At 72.5% G+C, this 24298-nt stretch carries 26 protein-coding genes; 5 read left to right on the top strand and 21 right to left on the bottom strand.

Annotated features, from left to right (window positions below; genetic code table 11):
* Window positions 1-21: 21 nt before the first annotated feature.
* From BIU94_RS11675 to BIU94_RS11645, 8 genes are all read right to left on the bottom strand, one after another.
* Window positions 22-1143: a GuaB3 family IMP dehydrogenase-related protein gene (locus tag BIU94_RS11675; protein ID WP_071260101.1), complete on the bottom strand. Its 1122-nt coding sequence runs from the start codon at window positions 1141-1143 to the stop codon at window positions 22-24.
* Window positions 1140-2180 carry a D-alanine--D-alanine ligase gene (locus BIU94_RS11670; RefSeq protein ID WP_071260098.1) on the bottom strand — a complete coding sequence of 347 codons (1041 nt, stop codon included), beginning with the start codon at window positions 2178-2180 and terminating at the stop codon, window positions 1140-1142. Before BIU94_RS11670 ends, BIU94_RS11675 begins: the two co-directional genes overlap by 4 nt.
* Window positions 2177-3394: an alanine racemase gene (alr, locus tag BIU94_RS11665; RefSeq protein WP_083404763.1), complete on the bottom strand. Its 1218-nt coding sequence runs from the start codon at window positions 3392-3394 to the stop codon at window positions 2177-2179. The genes BIU94_RS11670 and alr (BIU94_RS11665) overlap by 4 nt, the downstream gene beginning before the upstream one ends.
* A 79-nt stretch (window positions 3395-3473) precedes the next feature.
* Complete coding sequence (locus BIU94_RS17450; RefSeq protein ID WP_139195975.1) at window positions 3474-3653, bottom strand: hypothetical protein; 180 nt, start codon at window positions 3651-3653, stop codon at window positions 3474-3476.
* 220 nt (window positions 3654-3873) lie between these two features.
* Window positions 3874-4686, bottom strand: a complete 813-nt coding sequence (locus BIU94_RS11660) for an ABC transporter ATP-binding protein (protein WP_071260093.1) — start codon at window positions 4684-4686, stop codon at window positions 3874-3876.
* Window positions 4683-5570, bottom strand: coding sequence for an ABC transporter ATP-binding protein (locus BIU94_RS11655; protein WP_071260090.1), 888 nt, complete (start codon window positions 5568-5570; stop codon window positions 4683-4685). The genes BIU94_RS11660 and BIU94_RS11655 overlap by 4 nt, the downstream gene beginning before the upstream one ends.
* Window positions 5563-6549 (bottom strand): branched-chain amino acid ABC transporter permease, encoded by a 987-nt coding sequence (locus BIU94_RS11650; protein ID WP_071260087.1) that lies wholly within the window; start codon window positions 6547-6549, stop codon window positions 5563-5565. The genes BIU94_RS11655 and BIU94_RS11650 overlap by 8 nt, the downstream gene beginning before the upstream one ends.
* A 12-nt stretch (window positions 6550-6561) precedes the next feature.
* Entirely contained in the window at window positions 6562-7977 is a 1416-nt protein-coding gene (locus BIU94_RS11645) for a branched-chain amino acid ABC transporter permease (RefSeq protein ID WP_254782950.1), read from the bottom strand.
* Window positions 7978-8261: 284 nt separating this feature from the next.
* Here BIU94_RS11645 and guaB point away from each other — a divergent pair, with 284 nt between their 5' ends.
* Both guaB and BIU94_RS11635 read left to right on the top strand, forming a co-directional pair.
* Window positions 8262-9764, top strand: a complete 1503-nt coding sequence (guaB, locus tag BIU94_RS11640) for an IMP dehydrogenase (protein ID WP_071260081.1) — start codon at window positions 8262-8264, stop codon at window positions 9762-9764.
* 277 nt (window positions 9765-10041) lie between these two features.
* Window positions 10042-11373 carry an ABC transporter substrate-binding protein gene (locus BIU94_RS11635; protein WP_071260022.1) on the top strand — a complete coding sequence of 444 codons (1332 nt, stop codon included), beginning with the start codon at window positions 10042-10044 and terminating at the stop codon, window positions 11371-11373.
* Between the two features lie 190 nt (window positions 11374-11563).
* Here BIU94_RS11635 and rarD read toward each other — a convergent pair whose 3' ends face one another.
* Window positions 11564-12526 carry an EamA family transporter RarD gene (rarD, locus tag BIU94_RS11630; protein WP_071260019.1) on the bottom strand — a complete coding sequence of 321 codons (963 nt, stop codon included), beginning with the start codon at window positions 12524-12526 and terminating at the stop codon, window positions 11564-11566.
* Between the two features lie 134 nt (window positions 12527-12660).
* Window positions 12661-12957 carry a co-chaperone GroES gene (gene groES / locus BIU94_RS11625; protein WP_071260016.1) on the bottom strand — a complete coding sequence of 99 codons (297 nt, stop codon included), beginning with the start codon at window positions 12955-12957 and terminating at the stop codon, window positions 12661-12663.
* Window positions 12958-13117: 160 nt separating this feature from the next.
* Between groES and BIU94_RS11620 the strand changes: the two genes are divergently transcribed.
* Window positions 13118-14320 carry a class I SAM-dependent methyltransferase gene (locus tag BIU94_RS11620; RefSeq protein ID WP_071260013.1) on the top strand — a complete coding sequence of 401 codons (1203 nt, stop codon included), beginning with the start codon at window positions 13118-13120 and terminating at the stop codon, window positions 14318-14320.
* 75 nt (window positions 14321-14395) lie between these two features.
* Here BIU94_RS11620 and BIU94_RS11615 read toward each other — a convergent pair whose 3' ends face one another.
* From BIU94_RS11615 to tsaB, 4 genes are all read right to left on the bottom strand, one after another.
* Window positions 14396-15253 (bottom strand): DUF4190 domain-containing protein, encoded by an 858-nt coding sequence (locus BIU94_RS11615; RefSeq protein ID WP_071260004.1) that lies wholly within the window; start codon window positions 15251-15253, stop codon window positions 14396-14398.
* 113 nt (window positions 15254-15366) lie between these two features.
* Entirely contained in the window at window positions 15367-16422 is a 1056-nt protein-coding gene (gene tsaD / locus BIU94_RS11610) for a tRNA (adenosine(37)-N6)-threonylcarbamoyltransferase complex transferase subunit TsaD (RefSeq protein ID WP_071260001.1), read from the bottom strand.
* Window positions 16409-16954 (bottom strand): ribosomal protein S18-alanine N-acetyltransferase, encoded by a 546-nt coding sequence (gene rimI / locus BIU94_RS11605; protein WP_071259998.1) that lies wholly within the window; start codon window positions 16952-16954, stop codon window positions 16409-16411. Before rimI ends, tsaD begins: the two co-directional genes overlap by 14 nt.
* Complete coding sequence (gene tsaB / locus BIU94_RS11600) at window positions 16951-17586, bottom strand: tRNA (adenosine(37)-N6)-threonylcarbamoyltransferase complex dimerization subunit type 1 TsaB (RefSeq protein WP_071259995.1); 636 nt, start codon at window positions 17584-17586, stop codon at window positions 16951-16953. Before tsaB ends, rimI begins: the two co-directional genes overlap by 4 nt.
* A gap of 89 nt (window positions 17587-17675) precedes the next feature.
* Here tsaB and BIU94_RS11595 point away from each other — a divergent pair, with 89 nt between their 5' ends.
* Together BIU94_RS11595 and BIU94_RS11590 are read left to right on the top strand one after the other, a co-directional pair.
* Window positions 17676-18206, top strand: a complete 531-nt coding sequence (locus tag BIU94_RS11595; protein ID WP_071259992.1) for a hypothetical protein — start codon at window positions 17676-17678, stop codon at window positions 18204-18206.
* 117 nt (window positions 18207-18323) lie between these two features.
* Window positions 18324-19445 (top strand): AI-2E family transporter, encoded by a 1122-nt coding sequence (locus tag BIU94_RS11590; protein WP_071259989.1) that lies wholly within the window; start codon window positions 18324-18326, stop codon window positions 19443-19445.
* Window positions 19446-19473: 28 nt separating this feature from the next.
* On the opposite strand, the gene BIU94_RS11585 is transcribed toward BIU94_RS11590, so the two are convergent.
* From BIU94_RS11585 to BIU94_RS11555, 7 genes are all read right to left on the bottom strand, one after another.
* On the bottom strand, window positions 19474-19956 hold the full coding sequence (locus tag BIU94_RS11585) for a hypothetical protein (protein WP_139195977.1): 483 nt from the start codon (window positions 19954-19956) through the stop codon (window positions 19474-19476).
* A gap of 37 nt (window positions 19957-19993) precedes the next feature.
* Entirely contained in the window at window positions 19994-20602 is a 609-nt protein-coding gene (locus BIU94_RS11580; protein WP_071259983.1) for an NAD(P)H-dependent oxidoreductase, read from the bottom strand.
* A 64-nt stretch (window positions 20603-20666) separates the two neighbouring features.
* Window positions 20667-21137: a GNAT family N-acetyltransferase gene (locus BIU94_RS11575; protein WP_139195978.1), complete on the bottom strand. Its 471-nt coding sequence runs from the start codon at window positions 21135-21137 to the stop codon at window positions 20667-20669.
* Between the two features lie 11 nt (window positions 21138-21148).
* Window positions 21149-21667 (bottom strand): tRNA (adenosine(37)-N6)-threonylcarbamoyltransferase complex ATPase subunit type 1 TsaE, encoded by a 519-nt coding sequence (gene tsaE / locus BIU94_RS11570; protein WP_254782951.1) that lies wholly within the window; start codon window positions 21665-21667, stop codon window positions 21149-21151.
* Entirely contained in the window at window positions 21664-22830 is a 1167-nt protein-coding gene (gene alr, locus BIU94_RS11565) for an alanine racemase (RefSeq protein WP_071259980.1), read from the bottom strand. The genes tsaE and alr (BIU94_RS11565) overlap by 4 nt, the downstream gene beginning before the upstream one ends.
* The gene (gene alr / locus BIU94_RS11560) at window positions 22827-23930 is read right to left on the bottom strand and encodes an alanine racemase (protein ID WP_071259977.1); all 1104 of its coding nucleotides are present in this window, start codon (window positions 23928-23930) and stop codon (window positions 22827-22829) included. Before alr (BIU94_RS11560) ends, alr (BIU94_RS11565) begins: the two co-directional genes overlap by 4 nt.
* A complete protein-coding gene (locus BIU94_RS11555; protein ID WP_071259926.1) occupies window positions 23927-24298 on the bottom strand; it encodes a holo-ACP synthase in 372 nt (123 codons plus the stop codon). Before BIU94_RS11555 ends, alr (BIU94_RS11560) begins: the two co-directional genes overlap by 4 nt.

The following is a 24298-nucleotide window of genomic DNA, read 5'->3' as shown; positions in this document are numbered from 1 at the left end:
GACACTGCACGGGTGCCACCGTCACTGCTGGTGGTACGGCGCCACGACCACTTCTACTCGCTGGAACTCCTTGACGTCGGAGTAGCCGGTCGTCGCCATCGACCGGCGGAGCGCACCGACGAGGTTGGCGCGGCCGTCGAAGGTCGGCGTGGGACCGTTCAGGACGTTCTCGAGCGGGGCGATCGTGCCCACCTCGACGCGACGGCCGCGCGGCAGCTCCGGGTGGTGCGCCTCGGCGCCCCAGTGGAAACCGCCGCCGGGTGCCTCGGTGGCACGGGCGAGTGCCGTGCCGAGCATGACGGCGTCGGCTCCGACCGCGATGGCCTTGACGATGTCGCCCGCGGTGTCGAGCCCGCCGTCGGCGATGACGTGCACGTAGCGGCCGCCCGACTCGTCGAGGTAGTCGCGACGGGCACCGGCGACGTCGGCGACCGCGGTGGCCATCGGCGCGTGGATGCCGAGCGCGGCGCGGGTGGTCGACGCGGCGCCGCCACCGAAGCCGACGAGGACACCGGCGGCACCGGTGCGCATGAGGTGCAGCGCCGACGTGTAGGTCGAGGCACCGCCCACGATGACGGGGACGTCGAGCTCGTAGATGAACTTCTTGAGGTTGAGGGGTTCCTCGGTCTGGGACACGTGCTCGGCCGAGACCGTCGTGCCGCGGATGACGAACAGGTCGACGCCGGCGTCGACCACCGTGGCCGAGAACTCCTGCGTGCGCTGTGGGCTGAGCGACCCGGCGACCGGGACCCCGGCCGCGCGGATCTCGGCCAGGCGTGCGGTGATCAGCTCGGCCTTGATCGGCTCGGAGTAGATCTCCTGCATGCGCTTCGTGACGTTGCCGTCGGTGAGCGACCTGATCTCGTCGTAGTACGGGGTCGGGTCCTCGTAGCGGGTCCACAGGCCCTCGAGGTCGAGCACGCCGAGGATGCCGAGCTTGCCCATCTGGATGACCGTCGCCGGCGAGGACACCGAGTCCATCGGCGCCGACAGGATCGGGGACGCGAACGTGAACGCGTCGATCGACCACTGCACGCTGACGTCGCGCGGGTCGCGCGTCCGTCGCGAGGGGACCACCGCGATGTCGTCGAACGCGTACGCCCGACGTCCGCGCTTGCCTGCACCGATCTCGACTTCGCTCACCCGGCAAGCCTAGCGGTCGTGTCCCCCGGGTGACGCGGAGCCCGACCGACCCGCTCGTCCGCGGTGGCCAGCGCCGTCTCGACGAGCGTCGCGAGCAGCTCCGGGTAGTCCACGCCGACCGCTGCGAACATCTTCGGCACCTGCGACTGCGCCGTCAGCCCCGGCATCGTGTTCACCTCGTTGAGGACGACCTCGCCGTCCGGCGTCACGAAGCAGTCGACCCGGGCGGTGCCGGCGCACCCGAGTCGGGCGAACACCGTGCGGGCGACGACGTCGAGCCGGGCGGCGACGGCGGCGTCGAGCGGCGCGGGCAGGACGAACCGGGCGCTGCCGTCGTACTTCGTGTCGGCGTCGAAGAACCCGTCGGCGTCGTTGAGGACCTCGAGGGGCGGCCCGACGACGAGCTCGCCCGGGGCGCGCTCGAGGACGGCGACGTCGACCTCACGCCCGACGACCATGCGCTCCACCAGGACCCGGGTGTCGTGCGCGAAGGCCTCGGCGAGCGCCGCGTCGAGGCGGTCGAGGTCGTCCACGCGGCTCACGCCGAAGCTCGACCCGCCGGCGACGGGCTTGACGATCCACGGCAGCGGTCCGACGGCGCTCCGCAGCGCCCCGACGTCGACGGGCGCCCCGCGGTCGAGCAGGACGCCGCGTGCCACCGTCACGCCGGAGGCCTCGGCGACGAGCTTCGTCGCCCACTTGTCCATCGCGATCGCACCGGCGCCGACGGGGGACCCGACCACGGGCACCCCGGCGAGCGCCGCCAGTGCCGCCAGCGAGCCGTCCTCGCCGCCGGGTCCGTGCACGACCGGGAACACCACGTCGGCGCCTGCGACGACCGCCGCCGCCTCGGGGAACGAGCACGGGGCGTCCCCCGACCGCCAGCCGCCGGCACGGTCGATGGTGAGCGCCAGGACCTCGTACCGGGTCGGGTCGAGCGCGGCGGCGACGGCGGCGGCGCCGGCGAGCCCGACCTCGTGCTCGCTGTTGGCCCCGCCGCCGATGACGACGACGCGGACGGACTCGGTGCTGCTCATGTGGCGCTCCTGGTGGTGGTGCTGGCGGTGGTGGTGGTGTCGACGGTCCGTGGCACGCGCGCGCCGAACCCGGTGACGATCTCGTGCGCGTTCGTGCCCGCCCACCGTGCCCAGTCGACGGCGGTCGGCCCGGGACCGCCCATGACGGTGACGAGTTCGCCCGGCACGACGGCGGACCCGGTCACGTCGACGACGAGCTGGTCCATGTTGACCCGGCCGACGACCGGCACGAGGCGGTCGCGCACCCGGACCTGCGCGGACCCCGAGGCCGCGCGCGGGATGCCGTCCGCGTACCCGAGCGGCAGGACCGCCAGCTCGGCGTCCACCGGGGCCGTCCACGTGCCGTCGTAGCCCACGGGCGTCCCGGCCCGGACGGACCGCACGGCGACGACGGGCGCGGTGACCGTCATCGCGCCGACGAGTCCGGCCGTGGCGGGGCCGATGCCGACGAGCGCCGCACCGACGCGGACGGCGATCCCGCCGAGGTCCGCGCCGACGAAGGCGGCCGGGGTCCCGCCCAGGTGCAGGGCGACGGGCCTGCCGACGGCGTGGTCGGTGGCGAGCCCGGCGAGTCGCAGCAGGGTGACGGCCCGGGTGGTCGAGGCGAGGTCGGCGTTCGGCACGTGTCCCATCACGGCCGTCACGCGGACGTGTCCGGCGCGGTCGGCGTCCGCGGCGGCGGCGAGGAGCGCCTGCCACCTGTGCGGCTCCGCGCCCTCGCGGGCCATCCCGGTGTCGACGTGCAGGTGCACGGTGACCGGGCGTCCGCCACGGCGGCCGGCTGCGGCGACGGTGGTCAGGGTGGCGACGTCGCCGACCGCGACCTCGACGCGTGCGCGGGCGGCCGCCGCGAAGTCCGTCCCGGGCATGTGCAGCCAGCACAGCAGTCGGGCCTCGATGCCCGCGGACCGGAGCGCGAGGGCCTCGGTCAGGGTCGCGGTGCCGAGCGACCCGGCGCCGGCGGCGAGGGCCGTGCGGGCGACGGTCACGCTGCCGTGCCCGTAGCCGTCGGCCTTCACGACGGCGACGAGGTCGTGGCCACGTGCGGTGACGCGACGGACGTTCGCGGCGATCGCCGCCGTGTGGACCGTGCGGAGCGGCCCGGCGTGCGCGGCCGGCGCTGCGACGCGGGACTGCGGCACCGCCGCCGGCACCTGCGTCGGCACCGGTGCCGGCACCGCGGAGGCTCGCGGGTGGCTGCCGAGGAGGGTCATGTCCCCAGCGTGGCGGCGGCGCACCGCGGGCGGATCGGGGCAGCGGGTGACCGCCTTCACCCGCCAGGACGAAGCCGGGTCAGCCCTGCGACCGACGCTTCCTCAGCATCCGCAGGACGAGGCCGAGCAGGAGCGCGAGCCCCACCAGGACCGCCAGGAGCGCGGCAGCCACCTTCACCAGGAGCGCGGCACCGACGAACAGCGCGGCGAAGACCAGCCACACCAGGGCGTCGAGCACGAGGGATCCGGGAGTGCGCACCTGGGGCACGATACCGACCCGGCGGGGCCGACCCGGGCCTCCCGACCGGGAGCACCGGACGCACCGCACGCACCGGGAGCACCGGACGCGCGGGCCACGGGCGTCCGGGGACCCGGGCCACGTCGAGGAGCGGGGCCGTGCGGCGCGAAGCGACCACGCACGGCCCCACCCGTCACGGATACCACCCCCACAGCGGTACCCGCAGTCGACACGGGGCGCGCTAGCGCGCCGCGTCGACGTCCTTGGCGAGCGTCCCCAGGTAGAGCTCGATGACCTTCGGGTCGTCGGCGAGCTCCTTCCCGGTGCCCGAGTACGCGTTCTTCCCCTGGTCGAGCACGTACCCACGATCGCAGATCTGCAGACAGCGTCGCGCGTTCTGCTCCACCATGACGATCGACACACCGGCCTTGTTGATCCGGCGGGTCCGCAGGAACGTCTCGTCCTGGCGCACCGGGGACAGTCCGGCGCTCGGCTCGTCGAGCAGCAGCACCTTCGGGTCCATCATCAGCGCACGGGCCATCGCGACCGACTGCCGCTCACCGCCCGAGAGCGATCCGGCCCGCTGGTTCCGCCGCTGCGCGAGGACCGGGAACAGGTCGTAGATCACCTCGAGCCGCTCGGCGAACTTCCCCGGTCGCAGGTACAGCCCCATCTGCAGGTTCTCCTCGATGGAGAGCGAGGGGAAGACGTTGTTCGTCTGCGGCACGAAGCCGACACCGGCCTGCACGAGCTTGTTCGCCTTGAGGTTGGTGATGTCCTCGCCCTGCAGGGTCACCGAGCCCTCGCGGATGGACACGAGCCCGAACAGCGCCTTGAGCAGCGTCGACTTGCCGGCGCCGTTCGGCCCGATGATCCCGATGAGCTCGCCCGGGTAGCACTCCAGGTCGCAGCCGTTCAGGATGTTCACCCCCGGCAGGTAGCCGGCGACGAGGTTCTGCGCGCGGAGCACCGGCTCGCGGTCCAGCGTGGCCGCCGGGACGGCGGTCGGACTGGAGGCACTGCTCGCGGTGGTGGGGTCCGTTGCGTCCGTCATCGGGTCGCCTCCTGCTCGTCTTCTTCCTTGACTTCCTCGGCCAGCTCCTCGAAGGTCTCCTCGGTGAGGAGCGAGTCGTCGCCCAGGTCGGTGTCGTGGTGGGCACCCAGGTACGCGTCGATGACGGCCTGGTCGTCCATCACCGTGTCGGCCGGGCCCTCGGCGACGACCTTGCCCTCGGCCATCACGACCACCCAGTCCGAGATGTGCCGGACCATGTGCATGTCGTGCTCGACGAACAGCACGGTCATGCCGTCGTCGCGCAGGGACTGGATGTGCCCGAGCAGCGACTGGGTGAGCGCGGGGTTCACGCCGGCCATCGGCTCGTCGAGCATGATCATCGTCGGGTCGGACATGAGCGCGCGGGCCATCTCGAGCAGCTTGCGCTGCCCGCCGGACAGCGAGCCGGCGTAGTCGTCCGCCTTGGTGTCGAGCTTGAAGCGGGCGAGCAGGTCCTCGGCCTTCGCGGTGATCTCGCGCTCGCGCTTCGCCCACACCGGCTTGACCAAGGCGGCGAAGAAGTTCTCGCCGGGCTGGTCGCGGGCACCGAGCAGCATGTTCTGCATCACGGTGAGCCGGGACAGCGCCTTCGTCAGCTGGAAGGTGCGGACCATGCCCTTGTTCGCGATGTGCGTCGCGCTCGTCTTCTGCAGCGTGGCGCCGTCGAACCGCGTCTTCGCGCCCGGGCTCGGCTTGTCGAAGCCGGTGAGCAGGTTGAAGAACGTCGTCTTGCCGGCACCGTTCGGGCCGATGAGGGCCGTGATGGAGCCGCGCTGGACCTCGAGGTGGTCGACGTCGACCGCGGTCATGCCGCCGAAGTGCCGGGTGACGCCGTCGACGGTCAGGATGGGGTCGGCCTTGGGGTGGTCGTAGGTCTCAGACACTGAACGTCAGCTCCTTCTTGTTGCCGAGCAGGCCCTGTGGACGGAACACGATGAGCAGCATGAGCGCGACGCCGACGAGCACGTACGAGAACTGCTCGGCCTGCTGCGCGTTCATGATCGAGTCGGGGATGAAGTCGCCGGCGAGGGTGCGGATGAAGAGCCGGACGACGAAGAACAGCACCGCGCCGAGCACCGGTCCGAACACCGTCGCCGCGCCGCCGAGGATGAGCGCCGTCCAGATGAAGAACGTCATCGAGCGGCCCATCGCGTCCGGTTGCACGGAACTCGGCAGGACGTAGATGATGCCGGCGATCGCGCCGAGCGCACCGCCGAACACGAGCGCCTGCATCTTGTACGAGTAGACGTTCTTGCCGAGCGAGCGGACGGCGTCCTCGTCCTCGCGGATCGCCTTCACGACGCGGCCCCACGGGCTGCGCATGAGCAGGAAGAGGACGAGCGTGAACAGGGCGACCATCGCCCAGGCGGCGATGCGGATCCACCAGCCGTTGACCCCGTTGTTCGCGTACGTGAACCACAGGATCGTGGTGGTGCCGTCGGGCAGCGGGCTGAGCGCGGTGAACGGGTCGCGGTAGCTCGAGCCGGTGATGCCGTTCGAGCCGCCGGTGGTCGTGGTGAGCAGGCTCGAGCGACCCACCATGCGGATGATCTCGGCGCCGGAGATCGTGACGATCGCCAGGTAGTCGCCGCGCAACCGCAGGGTCGGGATGCCGAGGATGATCGCGAACACGATGGAGACGAGCAGGGCGACGAGCACCGCCATGACGAACGGCAGCCCGTTCGTGATCGAGATCGCGAAGCCGTAGGCCCCGAGCAGCAGGAACGCCGCCTGGCCCATGTTCACGAGCCCGGTGAGACCGAAGTGCACGTTCAGGCCGATCGCGGCCAGTGCGAACGCCGCCGTGGTCGGGGCGAGTGCCTCCTGTGTGAGCGAGGACAGCAGGTTGAGGATGTAGTCCATGCGCGTGCTCCCTTAGCCGATCCGCTCGGCGCGGCCGAAGATGCCCTGCGGTCGGAACAGCAGGATGAGGATGAGGATGACGAGGGCGGTGGCGTACTTGAAGTCACCGGGGAGCACGAGGTTCGTGAGCTCGACGACGATGCCGATGATCATCGACCCGACGAGTGCGCCGTAGGCGGTGCCGAGACCGCCGAGCGTGACCGAGGCGAACATGAGCAGCAGCAGCTGGAGCCCCGTCTGCCAGTTCACGCCGTTCAGCACGAGGCCGAGCATCACGCCGGACAGACCGGCCAGACCCGCGGCGAGCGTCCACACGAAGCGGATCACCCGGTCGACGTCGATGCCGGACGCCGCGGCGAGCGCCGGGTTGTCCGAGACGGCGCGGGTGGCACGGCCGAAGCGGGTCTTCGCCAGGAAGAGCCCGGTCGCGACGAGCACCACGAGCGCGATGCCCATCGCGACGTAGGACTGCACGGTGAGCGTGACCCCGGCGAACCGGATGGTCTCGGGGTTGCCCTGCTGGATGCGGACCGTCGAGGCGCCGAAGAAGTACTGGAACGCGTACTGGGCGGCGATCGACAGCCCGATCGTCACGATCATGAGCTGCGTCAGGCTGATCCGCTTGCGGCGCAGGGGCTTCCAGATCGCGGCGTCCTGCAGGTACCCGGTCGCGGCGCACAGCAGGGTGACGACGATGCCGGTGAGCCAGATGTTCCACCCGAGCTGGTTCGCGAAGACGTAGGCCAGCAGCCCGCCGAGGGTGACCTGCTCGCCGTGCGAGAAGCTCGACAGGCCCGTGGTGCCGTAGATGAGCGAGAGACCGATCGACGCCAGCGCGATGAGCAGCCCGAGCCGGAGGCCGGACACCAGCTGCTGCCAGGCCCGTTCCGGCGTGACGCTCGAGGTGTCGGTCGACGTCGTCGCGCCCTGCTGGTCGGACAGCTGGAAGATCTGCCCCACGTTGGCGTTCAGCGTGGCCTGGACCGTGCGCTCGGCGTCGGCGGCGTTCGTCAGGTACTGCCCCTTCGGCAGCGTGTCCTGGTCGACGCTCACCGTGTACTTGCCGGCCTCGTCGACCCGGACCGACCAGCGGCCGTCGGTGTTCGTCGTGGCGGTCTCGGCGAAGCCGCCGGGCCCGGCGACGTCGACCGCGACGCCCTCGGCAGGCTTCCGCTCGGAGTCGGTGATGGTGCCCTGGATGCAGCCGTTGGTCGGGCTGACGGTGCAGGGCTGGGTGCTGGACGGGGCGCTGGACGAGGACGGACTGCTGGTCGCCGCGTCGGCCGTGGGCGTCAGTGCCCAGTCGACCGCGAAGGTGGCGAGGAAGGCGAGGAAGAGCACGGCGGCGAGGACCAGGCGGTTGCGGCCTGGTGCCCCGCGGCGGAGTCGGCGGTGCAGCGCTGACCCCGGCGGAGTGATGGAACCCACGGATGAGCCTCTCGTTCGGATAGTCGAGGACCCTAGGCATTTTTTGTGTCCCCCGTGTTTCCAGCGTGTCTCGCGCAGGAATCGTGGCGCATTCGTGACCGGGGGCCGCGCGATCCGCATGGATCCGCCCGTCCGGCCGGTACAGCGCCCCGCGGAGGCCCCTGCCGGAATGGGCGGGGACACGCGCGCGTTACCATGGTCCATCCGGAGCCCGCAGCCGTGTTCCCGGTGTCTGCAACCACGTCAGGTGCCACCTCACGGCACCCAGCCCACGGAGGGGATTCATGGACCAGCCGGATCCGTTCGGATTCATCGGACTCACGTACGACGACGTCATGCTCCTGCCCGGGCACACCGACGTCATCCCGAGCGAGGCGTCCACGACGTCCCGGCTCACCAAGCGCATCGAGGTGCACGTCCCGCTGCTCTCCGCCGCGATGGACACCGTCACCGAGGCGCGCATGGCCATCGCCATGGCGCGGCAGGGCGGCATCGGCATCCTGCACCGCAACATGTCCATCGAGGACCAGGCGGCGTACGTCGACAAGGTCAAGCGCTCCGAGTCGGGCATGATCACGAACCCCGTGACGACCACCCCGGACGCCACCGTCGCCGACGTCGACGCGCTCTGCGGGCAGTTCCGGGTCTCCGGCCTGCCGGTCGTCGAGCCGGACGGCACCCTCGTCGGGATCATCACGAACCGCGACATGCGGTTCGTCGCCCCCTTCGAGATGGCGACCACGCTCGTCCGCGACGTCATGACGAAGGCGCCGCTCATCACCGCGCTCGAGGGCATCGACCCGGAAGAGGCCGTGGCGATCTTCGCGCAGCACAAGATCGAGAAGCTCCCCCTGGTCGACGCCGACGGCAAGCTCCGCGGGCTCATCACCGTCAAGGACTTCGACAAGAGCGAGAAGTACCCGGACGCCACCAAGGACGACGAGGGCCGCCTGCGCGTGGGCGCCGCGATCGGCTTCTTCGGCGACGCCTGGCAGCGTGCCGAGGCACTGCTCGAGGCCGGGGTGGACGTCCTGGTCGTCGACACCGCCAACGGCGAGAGCGAGGGCGTGCTCGACATGGTGCGCCGCCTCAAGGCCGACGAGCGCTTCGCGGGCGTCGACGTCATCGGCGGCAACGTCGCGACGCGTCAGGGCGCGCAGGCACTCATCGACGCCGGCGTCGACGCGGTCAAGGTCGGCGTGGGCCCCGGCTCGATCTGCACCACGCGCGTCGTCGCCGGTGTCGGCGTGCCGCAGGTCACCGCCGTGTACGAGGCGTCGCTCGCCGCGCGCGAGGCCGGCGTCCCGGTCATCGCCGACGGCGGCCTGCAGTACTCCGGCGACATCGCGAAGGCCCTGGTGGCCGGTGCCGACACCGTGATGCTCGGCTCGCTCCTGGCCGGTACCGACGAGTCCCCCGGCGACCTGGTGTTCGTCGGCGGCAAGCAGTACAAGGCCTACCGCGGCATGGGGTCGCTCGGCGCGCTGCAGACCCGTGGCGAGAAGACCTCGTACTCGAAGGACCGCTACTTCCAGGCCGACGTGCCCTCCGACGAGAAGCTCATCCCCGAGGGCATCGAGGGCCAGGTGCCCTACCGCGGCTCGGTCGCGAACGCGGTCTACCAGCTCGTCGGCGGCCTGCGGCAGTCGATGTTCTACGTCGGCGGCCGCACCGTGCCGGAGCTCAAGGCCCGCGGCAAGTTCGTCCGCATCACGGCCGCCGGGCTCAAGGAGTCGCACCCGCACGACGTGAAGATGGTCGTCGAGGCACCGAACTACCGCGGCTAGCCCGCAGGTCCCCGTGAGAGCGGCAGGCCACCACGATCGAGTCGTGGGGGCCTGCCGCTCTCGTCGTTCCGGGGACGGAACCGTCCGGACGGTTCCCTGACCAGGGGTTCCCGTGTGTCCTCGAAGGATTGTCACGGGTGCGTAACGAAACACGCAGGGTCGGAGCCCGGACACACGGGCGAAACACATCCGCTCTAGTTTTCTCGCATCCCACGCAGAGGGCATCGTGTTCGACCCGGTACGAAAAGGCCCTCCGCGCAGAGAAAGGGCTCCACGGATGATCAGAACCACCCGTGCCACCACGGCACTGGCCTTGGCGGGCGCAGCAGCCGTCCTCCTCGCCGCCTGTTCCACCACCAGCGCCGGCGAATCGCCGTCGAGTTCGGCGTCGGGCGGGGCGAAGAAGGACCCGGCCGCCAGCTGCAAGGCACCCGACTCGCCGAGCACCGACCCGCTGAAGATCGGCACGATCCTGCCGCTGACCGGTTCGCTGGCCTACCTGAACCCGCCGGCCGAGTCCGGCGTCGGCCTCGCCGTCAAGGACATCAACGCGGCCGGTGGGGTCCTGGACGAGGACGTCACGATCTCGCCCGCCACCGACTCCGGTGACAGCAACGACATGACGGTCTCGAGCTCCGCCGCGACGAAGCTCGTCAACGCGAAGGTCCCGGTCGCGATCGGCGCCGAGTCGTCGTCCGTCACGCTCAACGTGATCGACCAGCTCACCAGCAACTGCATCGTCGAGATCTCGCCCGCGAACACCGCGACCGACCTCTCCGGCTACTCGTCGTACTACTACCGGACCGCTCCGCCGGACTCGGTGCAGGGTTCGGCGCTCGGCCAGCTCGTCACCGGTGACGGCAACGCCAAGGTCGCGTTCCTCGTCTTCAACGACACCTACGGCACGGGCCTCCGCAACTCGGTGCAGTCCGCGGTCGAGGCCTCCGGCGGCCAGGTCGTCTACGGCGGCAAGGGCAAGGGCCAGGAGTTCCCGCCCGGCCAGACCACGTTCTCGTCCGAGGTGACCGCCGCACTCGCAGCCAAGCCCGACGCGATCGTCGTCCTGGCCTTCGACGAGACGAAGTCGATCATCCCCGAGCTCGTCTCGCAGGGGAACACGGCGAAGATCTACATGTCCGACGGCAACACGGCGGACTACTCGAAGGACTTCGACAAGGGCACCCTGACCGGCGCCCAGGGCACCATCCCCGGTGCCTCGCCGAAGGACGACTTCAAGAAGCAGCTGTCCGCCTTCTACAAGGACTCGTCGGGCAAGACGCTCGCCGACTACTCGTACGCGGCGGAGTCCTACGACGCCACCGTCCTCGCCGCCCTCGCCGCGGTGAAGGGCAAGGGCACGGACTCGGGCACCATCCAGGCCAACATGGCTGCGGTGTCGGGTGCTGACGGCGGCACCGAGTGCGCCACGTTCAAGGAGTGCAAGACGCTCCTGGACGACGGCAAGGACATCCACTACACCGGCCCGTCCGGCATCGGTCCGTTCGACGAGAACAACGACCCGTCGAGCGCCTACATCGGCATCTACAAGTTCGACGGCGACAACAAGCCCGCCTACCAGAGCGCCATCCAGGGCGCGGTCGAGAAGTAGGACCCGCTCCACCTCACCGAAGCGACAGTTCCCCGCGGATCATCCGCGGGGAACTGTCGCTTTCGTGTCGGGACGGTCGGCCGGGAGGCCCGGCGTGCGACCGGCAGGCCGGTGCGGCCGGTGCGGGTGGGAGCGCCCGGCGCCGCGACCGTCAGGCCGGGGCGGGTGCGAGCGCCCGGCGCCGCGACCGTCAGGCCGGTCCGGCCGGAACGGGTGCGAGCGCCCGGCGCCGCGCCGCCCGGGCCGCCGTGAAGGAGTCCACGGTGAGCACCACCAGTGCGAGCCACACGATCGCGAACCCGGCCCACCGCGCGGCGGGCATCGGCTCGTGCTGCACGACCACGCCGACGAGCAGCTGCAGGACCGGCGCGAGGTACTGCGTCAGACCGAGGGTCGACAGGCTCACCCGCCGCGCCGACGACGCGAAGAGCAGCAGCGGGATCGCCGTCGCCGGTCCGGTCAGCACCGTGACGAGCACGTGCCCCCACCCGGCGCCGCCCATGGTCAGCCCACCACCCAGCCCGGTGGCCCCGAGCACGACGAGCGCACCGACCGCGAGCGGCAGCAGCCAGAGCGTCTCGATCGTCAGCCCGCTCAGGGCGTCGACCGAGCCGCCGACCCGCTTCTTCACGAGCGCGTACGTGCCGAACGACGCGGCCAGGACGAGCGAGATCCACGGCATCCGGCCGTAGCCGATCGCGATGACCACCACGGCGACGACGCTGATCCCCACCGCCGCCCACTGCGCCGGCCGCAGGCGTTCGCGCAGGACGACGACCCCGAGGGCGATCGTGACGAGCGGGTTGATGAAGTAGCCGAGCGCCGCCTCGACGGTGTGCCCGGTCGTGGTCGCCAGCACGTAGACCGTCCAGTTGACCAGGATGAGCACGGCTGCGAGCCCCATCACGAGCATCACCCGACGCTGCGCGACGAGCGAGCGGGTCCGTCGCCAGGACCGGGTCACGGCGATCGCGACGGCGCAGAAGACGAGCCCGAAGACGATGCGCCAGGCGACGATCTCGAACGCGCCGGCGGGGGCCATCGCCGCGAAGAGCAGGGGCATCAGGCCCCACAGGCCGTACGCGACCACTGCCTGCACGACGCCGACGGTCGCCTGGTCGCGGGCCGGACGCACCGGACTCGGTTCACTCACGGAACCATCCTAGGAACCGCCACCGACGCACCGGGCGGGCACCGGGCCTCCCGTCCGACCGCGCGACCACGCGCCGGACGCGAGAACGCCCCGCCGGCCGGAGCCGAACGGGGCGTTCTCGAGGAGTACTGGACTCAGCTGACGACGACCGCGAGGACGTCGCGGGCCGACAGGACCAGCAGGTCCTCGCCCGAGTACTTGACCTCGGTGCCGCCGTACTTGGAGTAGATGACCTTGTCGCCCACGGCGACGTCGAGCGGCACGCGGTTGCCGTTGTCGTCGATGCGACCCGGACCCACGGCGACGACCTCGCCCTCCTGGGGCTTCTCCTTCGCGGTGTCGGGGATGACCAGACCGGAAGCGGTGGTCTGCTCCGCCTCGACCTGGCGGATGACGATGCGATCCTCGAGCGGCTTGATGCTGACGGCCACGGTGACCTCTTCTTTCTCGGTACGGACTCGGTACAGATGAAAACCGGGTTGGCACTACGCACAGGAGAGTGCCAACGCCAACTCTAGGGGCCGTCTGGCACTCGGTCAATCCGAGTGCCAGCACGTCGGGAGAACACCCAGCACCTGGGAGGATCGGGGGATGGACGCCGCCGAACTCACCGCACTGCTGACCCCCGACGGGATGGCCCTGCTCGACCGTACCCCCGCGGTGTCCGACGGCGGCGAGATCGTCCGGGTGGTCTCGCGGCTCCGGGCCGAGGGACACGACCCCCGACTCGTCGCGGCGGTCCTCACCCAGGCGAAGCTGCGGCAGAAGGCCCGCGGCAAGTTCGGCGACTTCGCCGGACGCATGCTGTTCACCGAGGCCGGACTCGAGCAGGCGACCCGGCTGCAGGTCGCCGCGCAGCACGCCGGACGCTTCGCCGCCGCCGGCCTGACCCGCGTCGCCGACCTGGGCTGCGGCATCGGCGGCGACGCGCTCGCGATGGCGGCCCTCGACCTCGACGTGACGGCCGTCGACCGCGACGAGGTGACCGCGGCCGTCGCGACGCACAACCTCGCGCCGTGGCCGAACGCCCGCGTGCAGCTCGGCGACGCCGCCGCGTTCGACGTGTCGTCGGTCGACGGGGTGTGGATGGACCCCGCCCGCCGCACGAGCGGCCACTCGGACACCCGGCGGCTCGCCGACCCGGACGACTGGTCGCCGTCGCTCGACACCGTGTTCGCCGCCGCCACGACGACCCCGACGGGCGTGAAGCTCGGCCCGGGGATCGACCGCGACCTGATCCCGGACACCGCCGAGGCGCAGTGGACCTCCGTCGACCGCGAGGTCGTCGAGCTCGCCCTGTGGTTCGGCCCCCTGGCGAGGCCGGACGTCCGCCGGGCGGCCACGGTCGTCGGCGCGCACGGCATCGCCGAGATGACCGGGGCAGCCGACGCCGAGGACGCCGAGGTCGGTCCGCTCGGCGCCTACCTGTACGAGCCGGACGGCGCCGTCATCCGCGCGCGGCTGATCGGCGACCTCGCCCGCGAGCTCGACGGGCACATGCTCTCCGACGGCATCGCCTACGTGACCTCGGACCGGGCCGTGACGACGCCCTTCGCCCAGGGCTTCCGGGTGCTCGACACGATGCCGCTCGACGTCAAGCGTCTGTCGGCCCGGCTCGCGGCCGACGGCATCGGCACGGTCGAGATCAAGAAGCGCGGCGTCGACGTCGACCCGGCGCAGTTCCGCAAGCGGCTGCGGCTGCGCGGGTCCGGTCGCGTGACGCTCGTGCTCACCCGACTGGAGGGCCGGCACACCGCCGTCCTGTGCGAACGGCTCGGCGACGCGGCTGCCTGACGCGCTGCGACGCCGGCCGGGGCCAGCCCGCCGCGGCGGCGCGACGCCGCGCAGTGCCACGCCGGCCGGTCGGGATCAGCCGATGAAGGCGCCGGTCCCCGAGTCGTAGTCGTAGGGCGTCGACGGCGAGCCGTGCCCGAACGTGGCGACCAGGGCCAGGATCCAGAGGATCCAGACACCCGTCATCACCCAGCCGGCGATGATGCCGGTGAGTGCCAGACCGCGGCCGGCCTCGCCGTTCTGCTTCATCTTGCCGAGGGCGACGTGGCCGAGGATCGCCCCGGCCGGGCCGAGCAGGATCGCGATGAACCAGAACGGGATCGCCGCCAGGCCGAAGACGATGGACAGGATCGCCGGGGTGTTCGTCTTCGGGCGCTGCGCGTACGGCTGGTACCCGCTCGCGGCGTACGGGTTCGCCCCGTAGGGAGTGCTGCCGTACTGGGTTCCGCCGTACTGCGTGCCGCCGTACGGCTGCTGCGCCGCGTACGGGTCCTGGCCGCCCTGCTGCGGCTGCTGCGCGTACGGGTTCTGCACGCCCGGCTGCGGCTGGCCGTACGACGGCTGCTGCGGCGCCGCGTACGGGCTCTGCTGCTGGGGCGCGCCGTACGGGTTGCTCTGCTGCTGCGGGGCCGCGTACGGGTTCTGCTGCTGCGGGGCCGCGTACGGGTTGCTCTGTTGCTGCGGGGCCGCGTACGGGTTCTGCTGCTGACCGTAGGGGTCGGGCTGCTGGGGTGCGGCGTACGGGTTGCCCTGCTGCTGCGGCGCCGCGTACGGGTTCGGTCCGCCGTGCTGCGGCGGCTCGGGAGCCGACGGCGCCGCGGGGGCGTCCGGGGCCTGCGGGGCGTCCGGAGCGGGCGATCCGTCCGGCTGACCGGTCGACGCACCACCCGTCGTCGTCTCGCCCGGCTTCGGCCACTCGTTCTGATCGGACACCGCGATCCCCTCTCGGCGCCCGGTACCTCCGACGCCGTGTGAATCCTGCCACAGGCGCCCGAACACCGACCGGACCGGACCGGGCGGAGCGGGACGGGACGGGACGGGACGGGTCAGACCTGGACGGTCGTCACCGGCAGCGTCGAGTCGGCCGCGAGTCCGAGGTCGCTCGGTGCGTGCCCCTCGGCCACGAGTCGTGCCCCGACCGCGGCGATCATCGCGCCGTTGTCCGTGCACAGGTCGAACGGCGGGATCCGCAGCGCCACCCCGGCGGCCGCGCAGCGCTCCTCGGCGACCTGGCGCAGCCGGGCGTTCGCGACGACGCCGCCACCGAGCAGCAGCCGGTCCACGCCGGTGTCGCGGCAGGCGTGCAGCGCCTTCGTGAGCAGGACGTCGACGACGGCCTCGCGGAAGCTCGCGGCGACGTCGGCCACCGGGACCTCGCGCCCCTCGTCGCGGCAGCGCTCGACCCAGCGCGCGACGGCGGTCTTCAGCCCCGAGAACGAGAAGTCGTACCGGTGCGCTGCCATGTCCTTCGGCAGCGTCAGGCCGCGGGGGAACCGGATCGCCGTCGGGTCGCCCTCCGCCGCGGCACGGTCGATCTGCGGGCCGCCCGGGTACGGCAGCCCGAGCAACCGGGCGACCTTGTCGAACGCCTCGCCCGCCGCGTCGTCGATCGTCTCGCCGAGCAGCTCGACGTCGCCGACCAGGTCCCGCACCAGGAGCAGCGAGGTGTGCCCGCCGGACACCAGCAGCGCCACCGTCGGCAGCTCGATCTCGGACCCGTCCGAGCGCAGCACGTCGGCACCGACGTGGCCGACCAGGTGGTTGACCCCGTAGAGCGGCTTGCCCGTCGCCACGGCGAGCGCCTTCGCGGCCCCCACCCCGACCATGAGCGCCCCCGCCAGCCCGGGCCCCGCGGTGACGGCGACGGCGTCGAGTTCGTCGAGGGTCACGCCGGCGCGGTCGAGTGCCTCGTGCAGGGTCGGGGTCATGGCCTCGAGGTGCGCGCGTGCCGCGACCTCGGGCACGACGCCGCCGTACCGGGCGTGCTCGTCCATGCTCGACGCGATGACGTTCGCCAGCAGGGTGCTCCCCCGCACGATGCCGACGCCGGTCTCGTCGCAGCTCGTCTCGATGCCGAGCACCAGTGGTTCAGTCGCGCTCACCGAGGGCCTCCTGTCCGATGGGTCCGACGCCCGACGACCGCTCGTCGTCCGGGCCGGGCAGGTCCGCGCGCATCACCCACGCGTCGACGCCGTCCGGCTGGTAGTAGCGGGGCCGGGTCGCGATGTGCTCGAACCCGAACGCCGTGTACATCGCCTGCGCCACGGGGTTGTCCGCGCGCACCTCGAGGAACACCTCGCGCACACCGCGGCGACGGGCCTCGTCGAGGAGCTCCGTGAACAGCACCCGCCCGAGGCCCTTGCCGCGCTGGTCTGCAGCGACGGCGATGGTCTGCACGTCGGCGACCGGGTTGCCCGCGAGCGAGGAGAGCCCGGCGTACCCGACGACGAGCGGCGCGGACGTGTCGTCGGCCGTCTCGACCACGACGTAGTACCCGTGCGGCGAGTACAGCTCGCCCGACATCTGCGACGCCGACCAGGCGTCCGTCGGGAACGAGGCGTGCTCGAGCCACATGATGTCGTCGAGGTCCTGCGGGTGCGCCCGCCGCAGGCGGAGCCCGTCCGGCAGGGTCACTGCTTGACCCGCTTCGGCGCACCCGGCACGGTCACGTCGGGGTCGCGCAGGTACAGGGCCGTGTCCTGGTCGAACCCCGCGCCGGACGCGAGCCGGTCCGCGGCGAGCGCCCCGAGCCTCCAGGCCGGGACGGACAGGGCCGTCACGCGGTCCCAGCCCACCGCGTCGGGCCGGGAGGCCCGGATCGCCTCGTCGAGATCGGCGGGCCTGGCGAGACCCGGACCCGCAACCCGCGTGCCGGTCTGGTCGTACGCGCTCCAGTAGACCTCGCGGCGGCGGGCGTCCGTCAGGACGACGAACGGGCCGTCGCGCCGGCCGTCGCGCTCGTCGGCGGCGACCGCGTCGTGGCTGACGAGCGGCAGGACGGGGACGCCGCGTGCCGCGGCGAAGGTGCGCGCGGCGGCGATGCCGACGCGCAGGCCGGTGAACGGGCCGGGGCCGGTACCGGCAACGACGCCGGTGACGTCGGCGGGGGTGGTGCCGGCCTCGGCCAGCACCTCGGCGAGGAACGGGCCGATCACCTCGGCGTGCCGGCGGCTGTCCTCGGTGTCGCGGGTCGCGAGCGCCCGGCCGGTGGCCGGGTCGACGACGGCGACGGAGGTCCCGGCGGAGGTGTCGATCGCGAGCAGCACCCGTCCATCGTAGGCGGCGCGGGGGCCGGGAGCTCCTCGGCTGTCCCGCTCCCACCGGTCGTGCGGGCGCCGGTGGCAGGCTCGGTGCCATGGGGTGGATGCAGCAGAAGCCGGTCTGGGCAGCGGGCGTCGTCGTGGGCGTCGCGTTCGCCGCCGCGTGGTTCGGGTCGACCTTCCTGACCATGCCGGAACTCGGGGTCGGACCGCGAGCACTGGTCTCCCTGGTGGCCGGCGCCTTCTTCGGGGTCGTCATGGGGTCGTGGGTCGGGCGGGTCCGGCGCGCACACGGCGACGTCGCGCAGCGGCCTGCGTTCGGCAGGGCGGTGCGGACCGGCACGCTGCCGCCGGACGCGGACACCGCAGCATGGCGGCAGGCGTTGCTCGCGCGCCAGCGGCTCCACCGGCCGCTCCGGTGGACCGCGCCGGTCTTCTACGTGCCAGCGACCGCCTTCGCCGTCTGGCTCGCCGTCACCGGCCAACCGGTGTTCTGGTTCGGTGCGGCGCTCTTCGTCGCGGCGCTCGTCGCCACCGTCGTGACCACCCCGCGGGTGCTCCGCAACACGGCGACGCTGCTCGCTGAACTCGACCGGCGCGAGGTGGCACAGCACCCCGCACGGTGACGGACGGCCGCCGCGCCGGACACGGCTGCTGACCCGGGGTTCCGGATCGACACGACCGGAGGGGCGTGACGGGTACGGTCGTGCGGGTCCCGTCGGCACCAACCGGAAGACCCCGCCATGCACCTGCGCCGCTCCCCCGCGCCCACGTCCGTCCGACCGAGCACCTGGACCGACCCCTACGGGCGGCTCGCGGTGCGGTGCATGCAGACGGTCGTGATCGTCGTGGTGATCGGCGCGATCGTCACCGCCGCGACCACGCTCAGCCTCGTCACGATCCCCCTGCTCCTCGCGCTCATCATCGCCTCGGCGCTGCACCCCCTGGTCGCCTGGCTGCGCCGGCACGGGGTGCCCTCGGTGCTCGCGACCTCGATCGCGTTCGTGGCCGTCCTCGCCGCGGGCGCCGGCGTCCTGTGGCTGCTCGTCTCGACGTTCGCCGGGCAGTGGCCGATGCTGCAGGCCTCGGCGGTCGACGGGTTGCAACAACTGCAGGACCTGCTGCACGAGCTGCCCGTCCGGGTGACCGACGGGCAGATCGAGGACGCGGTGTCCGGCGTCGTCGACTTCGTCACGAGCGCCCGGTTCGGAGCCGGGGCGATCGCCGGCATCTCCGCGGTGACGAACTTCGTGACCGGGGCGGTGCTCACCGCGGTCATCCTGTTCTTCTTCCTCAAGGACGGCCCGGCGCTGTGGGAGTTCCTGCTCCGCCCGTTCACCGGCGACCAGTACGACCGCGCCCGTCGGATCGGCGACCGCGTGGTGACGACGCTCGGCGGGTACGTGCGCGGGACCGCCGCCGTCGCCGCCTTCGACGCACTGGCGATCGGCAGCGGACTCGCCGTGCTCGGCGTCCCGCTGACGATCCCGCTCGCCGTGGTGGCCTTCGTGACCTCGTTCATCCCGATGATCGGCGCCCCGATCGCCGGCACCCTGGCCGCACTCGTGACGCTCGTCGCGCTCGGCCCGGTGAAGGCCGTCGTCGTCGTGGCGATCGTCGTGCTCGTCAACCAGGTCGAGGGCAACTTCCTGCAGCCGGTGCTCATGGGGAAGACCCTGCGACTGCACGGCCTCGTCATCCTGGTCGGGCTGACGGCGGGCACCGTGCTCGGCGGGGTGACGGGTGCGCTGCTCGCGGTCCCGCTCATCGCAGCCGGCTGGGGCGTCGTGCAGGTCTGGAACGGCGAGGACGCACCGGCCACCCCCTGGCGGCAGAAGCGTCGCGAGACGGTCCCGGTGGGCTGAGCCGACCCGGGGCCGCGGGACGCGGCGACTACTCGAAGCGGACCGTGCTGGTGGGCGACGTCGTGCCCGTCGCGGCCTCGTCCGCTGCCTCGCGAAGGTGCTTCAGACGGGACCGCACACCGCCGTCCTGGCGACGCAGGACGATCGCGACGTCCGCCACGGACATCCCCGCCGCCGTCATCGCCTCGAGCCCGGTGTCCTCCTGCGTCGTCCACGGCGCGTAGGCGGCGGGCCGGTCGAGCCGAGCAGCGTCGACCTGCGGGTTGCCGGTCGGTGCAGCCCGGACCACCAGCGGGGACGCCGGGTCGTCCGCTCCGGACGTCGTGGCGACGGCCGGCGCCGGCGTCGGCTGCGGGCCGGTCGCCCGGACGTCCAGACAGGCGACGGCGGTCACCGGATGGCGTGCCACGACCGCTCCTGCGGGCGACCGGAACACCAACTCGGTGTCGTCACGGTCCACCGTGCCGACCTCCACGTCGCTGAAGCCGCCGGTGTCGAGGACGATGCGCATGGTTCCCCCCTTCGCGCTGACCAGATCTGCTGCGAGGCTACCGGTCGCCGGCCGGTGCACGGTCGACGACCGCCCGACGGACACCCTCCACCGCCGCGGCGAGCGCGCGCTCACGGGCCTCGGCGTCCTCGGTCTCGGAGTCGTGCACGAACACGGTGGCGCCCCGGCGGGCACCGCAGAAGTCGACGATCCCGTGCTCGACCTGCGTCCGGAGCGCCTCGGCGTACCCGTGCCGTTCGTACACGCCGGCGTCGTCGCCCGCGATCGGCACCAGGTGGACGGTGAGCCGTCCGAGCGCTCGACGGATGCCGCCGTCCGGGTCGACGTCGAACGCCCAGCCGTTCACGAAAACGCGGTCGATCCACCCCTTGAGCACCGCGGGCACGGACCACCACCAGACCGGGAACACGAGGACGAGGTCGGTGGCGCGGTCGATGCGCTGCTGCTCGGCGACGACGTCGGCCGGGGCGTCCGTGCCGGTCCGGTAGGTGTGCCGGTCGGCCAGTGTGAAGCGCGGGTCGAACCCCTCGGCCGCCAGGTCGGCGGTCTCGACCGTCCCCGCCGGCAGGGCGTCCCGCAGTCGAGCCGCGAGGTGGTGGGTGAGCGAGTCGGGGTCCGGGTGGGCGGTCACGATGAGCGTCGGCACACCGCATCCTCCCGGAGCCGGCTGGGCGGCACCGGGACGCCCGCTGCCGCCAGGCCGTGCCGGCTCACACCGCGGTCAGGTCGAGGGACCAGGCGACCTCGTGCGCGAGCTGCCCGGTCTGCCGGAACGACCGGACCTGGTGCGTGTCGGCCAGGGCGGCCGCCAGGTCGTCGCGGTCGGCGGGGCTGAACCCGAGCGACTGCCAGAACGGACCGGAGCGCCGCGAGAACAGCCACGCCCGTCCCGCGCCCGTCGCCGCGGCGTGGTCGACGGCGAAGCGTGCGAGCCGGGTGCCGTGGCCGAGCCCCCGCAGGTGCGGCGCCACCGCCACGCTGCGGACGAGCACGTGGCCACCGTCGGCGCTCGTCTCGTACCCGGTGCTGCCGACCACGCGGCCGTCGTCGGCACGGTCGACCCACAGCCGGACGGTCGACTCGAGACCGGCAGCGTCGAGGCCAGCACGGTCGAGCCCGGCGACGGTCAGGTCGGCACCGACGAGGAAGGCGCGGAGGTCGTCGACCGCACCGGTGTCCACGCGCTGCAGGGTCAGAGGTCGACGCCCGTCCAGCGCGGCCCCGTCGCGGTGACGACGACCCGGCGCGGCTCGTCGGGCACGTCGTCGGGATCGAGGTCCTCGTCGGCCCCGCGGTCGGTCGCGCCCGCGCCGGTCGCCCGCGTGATCTCGACGTCGAGCACGCTGTCGCTGATGCCGTCGACCATGCCGCGGCCCCACTCGACGACGACGATCGAGGTGTCCCAGTCGAGGTCGAGGTCGTCGAGCTCGACCGGGTCCGACAGCCGGTAGGCGTCGACGTGCACGAGGTCGGGACCGGCCGAGGTCGGGTGGGTGCGAGCGAGCACGAACGTCGGGCTGGACACCTGGCCGCGCGCGCCGAGCGCCGCCCCGAGGCCGCGGGTCAGGGTCGTCTTGCCGGCACCGAGCGGCCCGGTCAGCACGACCAGGTCACCGGCCCGCAGCACCGCGGCCAGTCGTGCGCCGAGCTCCCCCATCGCCGCGGTGCCGTCGACGGTCACGTCGAGCAGCACCCGAGCCGGACCGGTCACGGCCGTTCGCCCCGCAGGTAGGCGCCGACGCGCCCCTCGACCTCGTGCCCGTCGTAGACGCGCGGCACGCGCGCGCCGATGCGGCAGACGATCTCCTCGCCGATGGTGTCGAGCGCGGCGCCCCACTCCAGGACCGTCTGCTCGCCGTGCGCGCCCGCGCCGAAGAGCACCACGGTGTCACCGGTGCGGACGTCGTCGTCGCCGACGTCGACCAGGAACTGGTCCATCGCGACGCGGCCGGCGATCGGGTAGCGCGTGCCGTTGATCGTCACCTCGACCCGTCCCTGCGCCAGGCGCGGGACACCGTCCGCGTACCCGACGGGGACGAGCGCGAGCGTCGTCTCGGTGGCCGTCCGGTACGTGTAGTCGTACGAGACGCCGGTGCCGACCGGGACCCGCTTCGTCTTGGCGACCGACGCCGTCAGGGTCATCACGGGTTCGAGCCCGAGGTCCGCCGCCGAGACGCCGTCCGCGCCGGGGATGCCGAACAGGTTCGCCCCCATCCGCACCATGTCCTTACGGAACTCCTTGCGCTCGAGGCCGGCGAGCGACGCGGCGACGTGCTCCGTCGGGATGTCGAGCCCGAGGTCCTCCGCGATCTCGACCGCGGCGTCGAACACCGCGACCGCGGCGCTGTCCTCGTGGTCGGAGGTCTCGGCCAGGTGCGTGTACGCGGCGACGACCTCGATGCGGCCCTCCCGCTGGGCGTCGCGGGCGAGCTCGACGAGCGCCGGCCAGTCCGACGCCGTCGCACCGTCGCGGTGCAGCCCCGAGTCGACGCCGAGGTGCACCCGGGCCGGTCGGTGGTCGACGGCGTCGACGACGCGTTGCAGCTCGGCGACGTTCGAGACGCCGAGGTCGACGGCGGAGTCGATCGCGTCACGGAAGTCGAGGTCCGGGTCGTGCTGCCACGTGAACAGGTGGACGTCCTCGCCGACGCCGATCGACCGCAGGCGCAGGGCCGCGGGGACCGTCAGGACCCCGATCCACCGGATGCCGGCGTCGACCGCGGCGAGCGCGATCGGTTCGAGGCCGTGCCCGTAGGCGTCGGCCTTCATGATCGCCATGACGTCGACCGGGTCCATCCACTCGCGGACCAGGTCGAGGTTGGCACGGTAGGCGTCGAGGTCGATGCGGGCCTGCCGCAACGGTGCCGAGCTCACGTCGTCCTCCGTTCCACGCTGCGGCCGATGCGGGCGACCACCTCGTAGTTGATCGTCCCCACGGCGGCCGCCCAGTCCTCGACGGCGGGGTCGCCGTTCGCCGGGTCGCCCCAGAGGACCGCTTCGTCGCCGACGCGGACGTCGGCGTCGCCGATGTCGACGTGCATGGCGTTCATCGCGACCCGCCCGACGACCGGGAACGTGCGGTCGCCGATCCGGACGGAGACCCGGTTGCCGAAGTCGCGGTCGAAGCCGTCCGCGTAGCCGAGGCCGATGACGGCCAGCCGGGTGTCGGCCCCGGCCCGCCAGGTGTAGCCGTAGGAGACCCCGTCGCCGGCTCTGACGGGCACGGTGCGGAGCACCGCGGCGGTGACGCGCATCGCCGGGCGCAGACCGAGGTCGGCCGAGGTCCGGTCGGGGAAGGGGCTGAGGCCGTACAGCGCGAGGCCGACACGGGACAGGTCGCGTCGGGTCTCCGGCACGGCAAGCGACGCGGCACTCGCGGCGAGGTGCACGACGTCGGGCACGATGCCGTTCGCCGACAGGCCGTCGAGGGCCCGCTGGAGCGCGGCGTCCTGGTCGAGGTCGTCGGTGCGCGACGCGTTCGACAGGTGCGACATGAGGCCCTCGACCCGCGTCCGGTTGCCGCCGCGGGCGAGGGACCCCGCCGTCGCGAAGAGCTCGGGCCACTCGGACTCGACCGCGCCGTTGCGGCTCAACCCGGTGTCCACGCAGAGGTGCACGGCCGGGACCTCGGAGTCGGCGGCGGCGGACAGCTGCTCGACGCTCGAGACCGCGGGCGTGATGCCGTACTGCGCGGCCCGTCGGAAGTCCTCGTCGGGGGCGTGCAGCCACGCGAGGATCCGCACCCCCTCGTCGATGCCGCCTTGCCGCAGGGCGACGGCCTCGTCGAGGTCGGCGACGCCGAGCCACTCGGCGCCGGCGTCGACGAAGGCGCGCGCGGCGTCGAGGGCGCCGTGGCCGTAGCCGTTCGCCTTGACCACCGCGATCACCCCGGACGGTGCGACCTGCTCGGCGATCGTCGCGTAGTTCTCGATCAGGGCCTCTCGGTCGACCGTGACCCCCGTGAACGCACTCACTCTGTTCCCTCCAGCACCACGAACGCCGTCGCGATGCCCCCATCATGCGAGAGCGACAGGTGCACGGACGTGACGCCACGCGCATCCGCCACCCGCCGCGCGCCCTGGTGCAGCGTCAGCGACGGGTTCCGCTGGTCGTCCGAGACGACCTCGAGGTCCTGCCAGCTGAGCCCCGCACTGCTGCCGAAGGCCTTGATCAGGGCCTCCTTCGCCGCGAAGCGTGCCGCGAGCGACGCGGTCGGCCGCGGTTCGCCGTCACGGACCTGCTCGGACGGCGTGAACAGCCGCGTCCGCATCGCCGGGGTCCGCGACAGCACCCGTTCGAACCGCTCCAGGTCGACCACGTCGACCCCGATGCCGATGATCAC

Source organism: Curtobacterium sp. MMLR14_006 (assembly GCF_001864985.1).
Classification (GTDB): Bacteria; Actinomycetota; Actinomycetes; order Actinomycetales; family Microbacteriaceae; genus Curtobacterium.
Note: the sequence above shows the minus strand (reverse complement) of the source record. Positions and strands in the feature narration are given on the sequence as shown.

Coding starts and splice junctions, on each gene's coding strand:
- alr (WP_083404763.1), bottom strand. CDS start 3,394: ATGACCCTCCTCGGCAGCCACCCGCGAGCCTCCGCGGTGCCGGCACCG.
- BIU94_RS11635 (WP_071260022.1), top strand. CDS start 10,042: ATGATCAGAACCACCCGTGCCACCACGGCACTGGCCTTGGCGGGCGCA.
- guaB (WP_071260081.1), top strand. CDS start 8,262: ATGGACCAGCCGGATCCGTTCGGATTCATCGGACTCACGTACGACGAC.
- BIU94_RS11590 (WP_071259989.1), top strand. CDS start 18,324: ATGCACCTGCGCCGCTCCCCCGCGCCCACGTCCGTCCGACCGAGCACC.
- BIU94_RS11670 (WP_071260098.1), bottom strand. CDS start 2,180: ATGAGCAGCACCGAGTCCGTCCGCGTCGTCGTCATCGGCGGCGGGGCC.
- BIU94_RS11595 (WP_071259992.1), top strand. CDS start 17,676: ATGGGGTGGATGCAGCAGAAGCCGGTCTGGGCAGCGGGCGTCGTCGTG.
- BIU94_RS11585 (WP_139195977.1), bottom strand. CDS start 19,956: ATGCGCATCGTCCTCGACACCGGCGGCTTCAGCGACGTGGAGGTCGGC.
- BIU94_RS11620 (WP_071260013.1), top strand. CDS start 13,118: ATGGACGCCGCCGAACTCACCGCACTGCTGACCCCCGACGGGATGGCC.
- BIU94_RS11650 (WP_071260087.1), bottom strand. CDS start 6,549: ATGGACTACATCCTCAACCTGCTGTCCTCGCTCACACAGGAGGCACTC.
- BIU94_RS11660 (WP_071260093.1), bottom strand. CDS start 4,686: ATGACGGACGCAACGGACCCCACCACCGCGAGCAGTGCCTCCAGTCCG.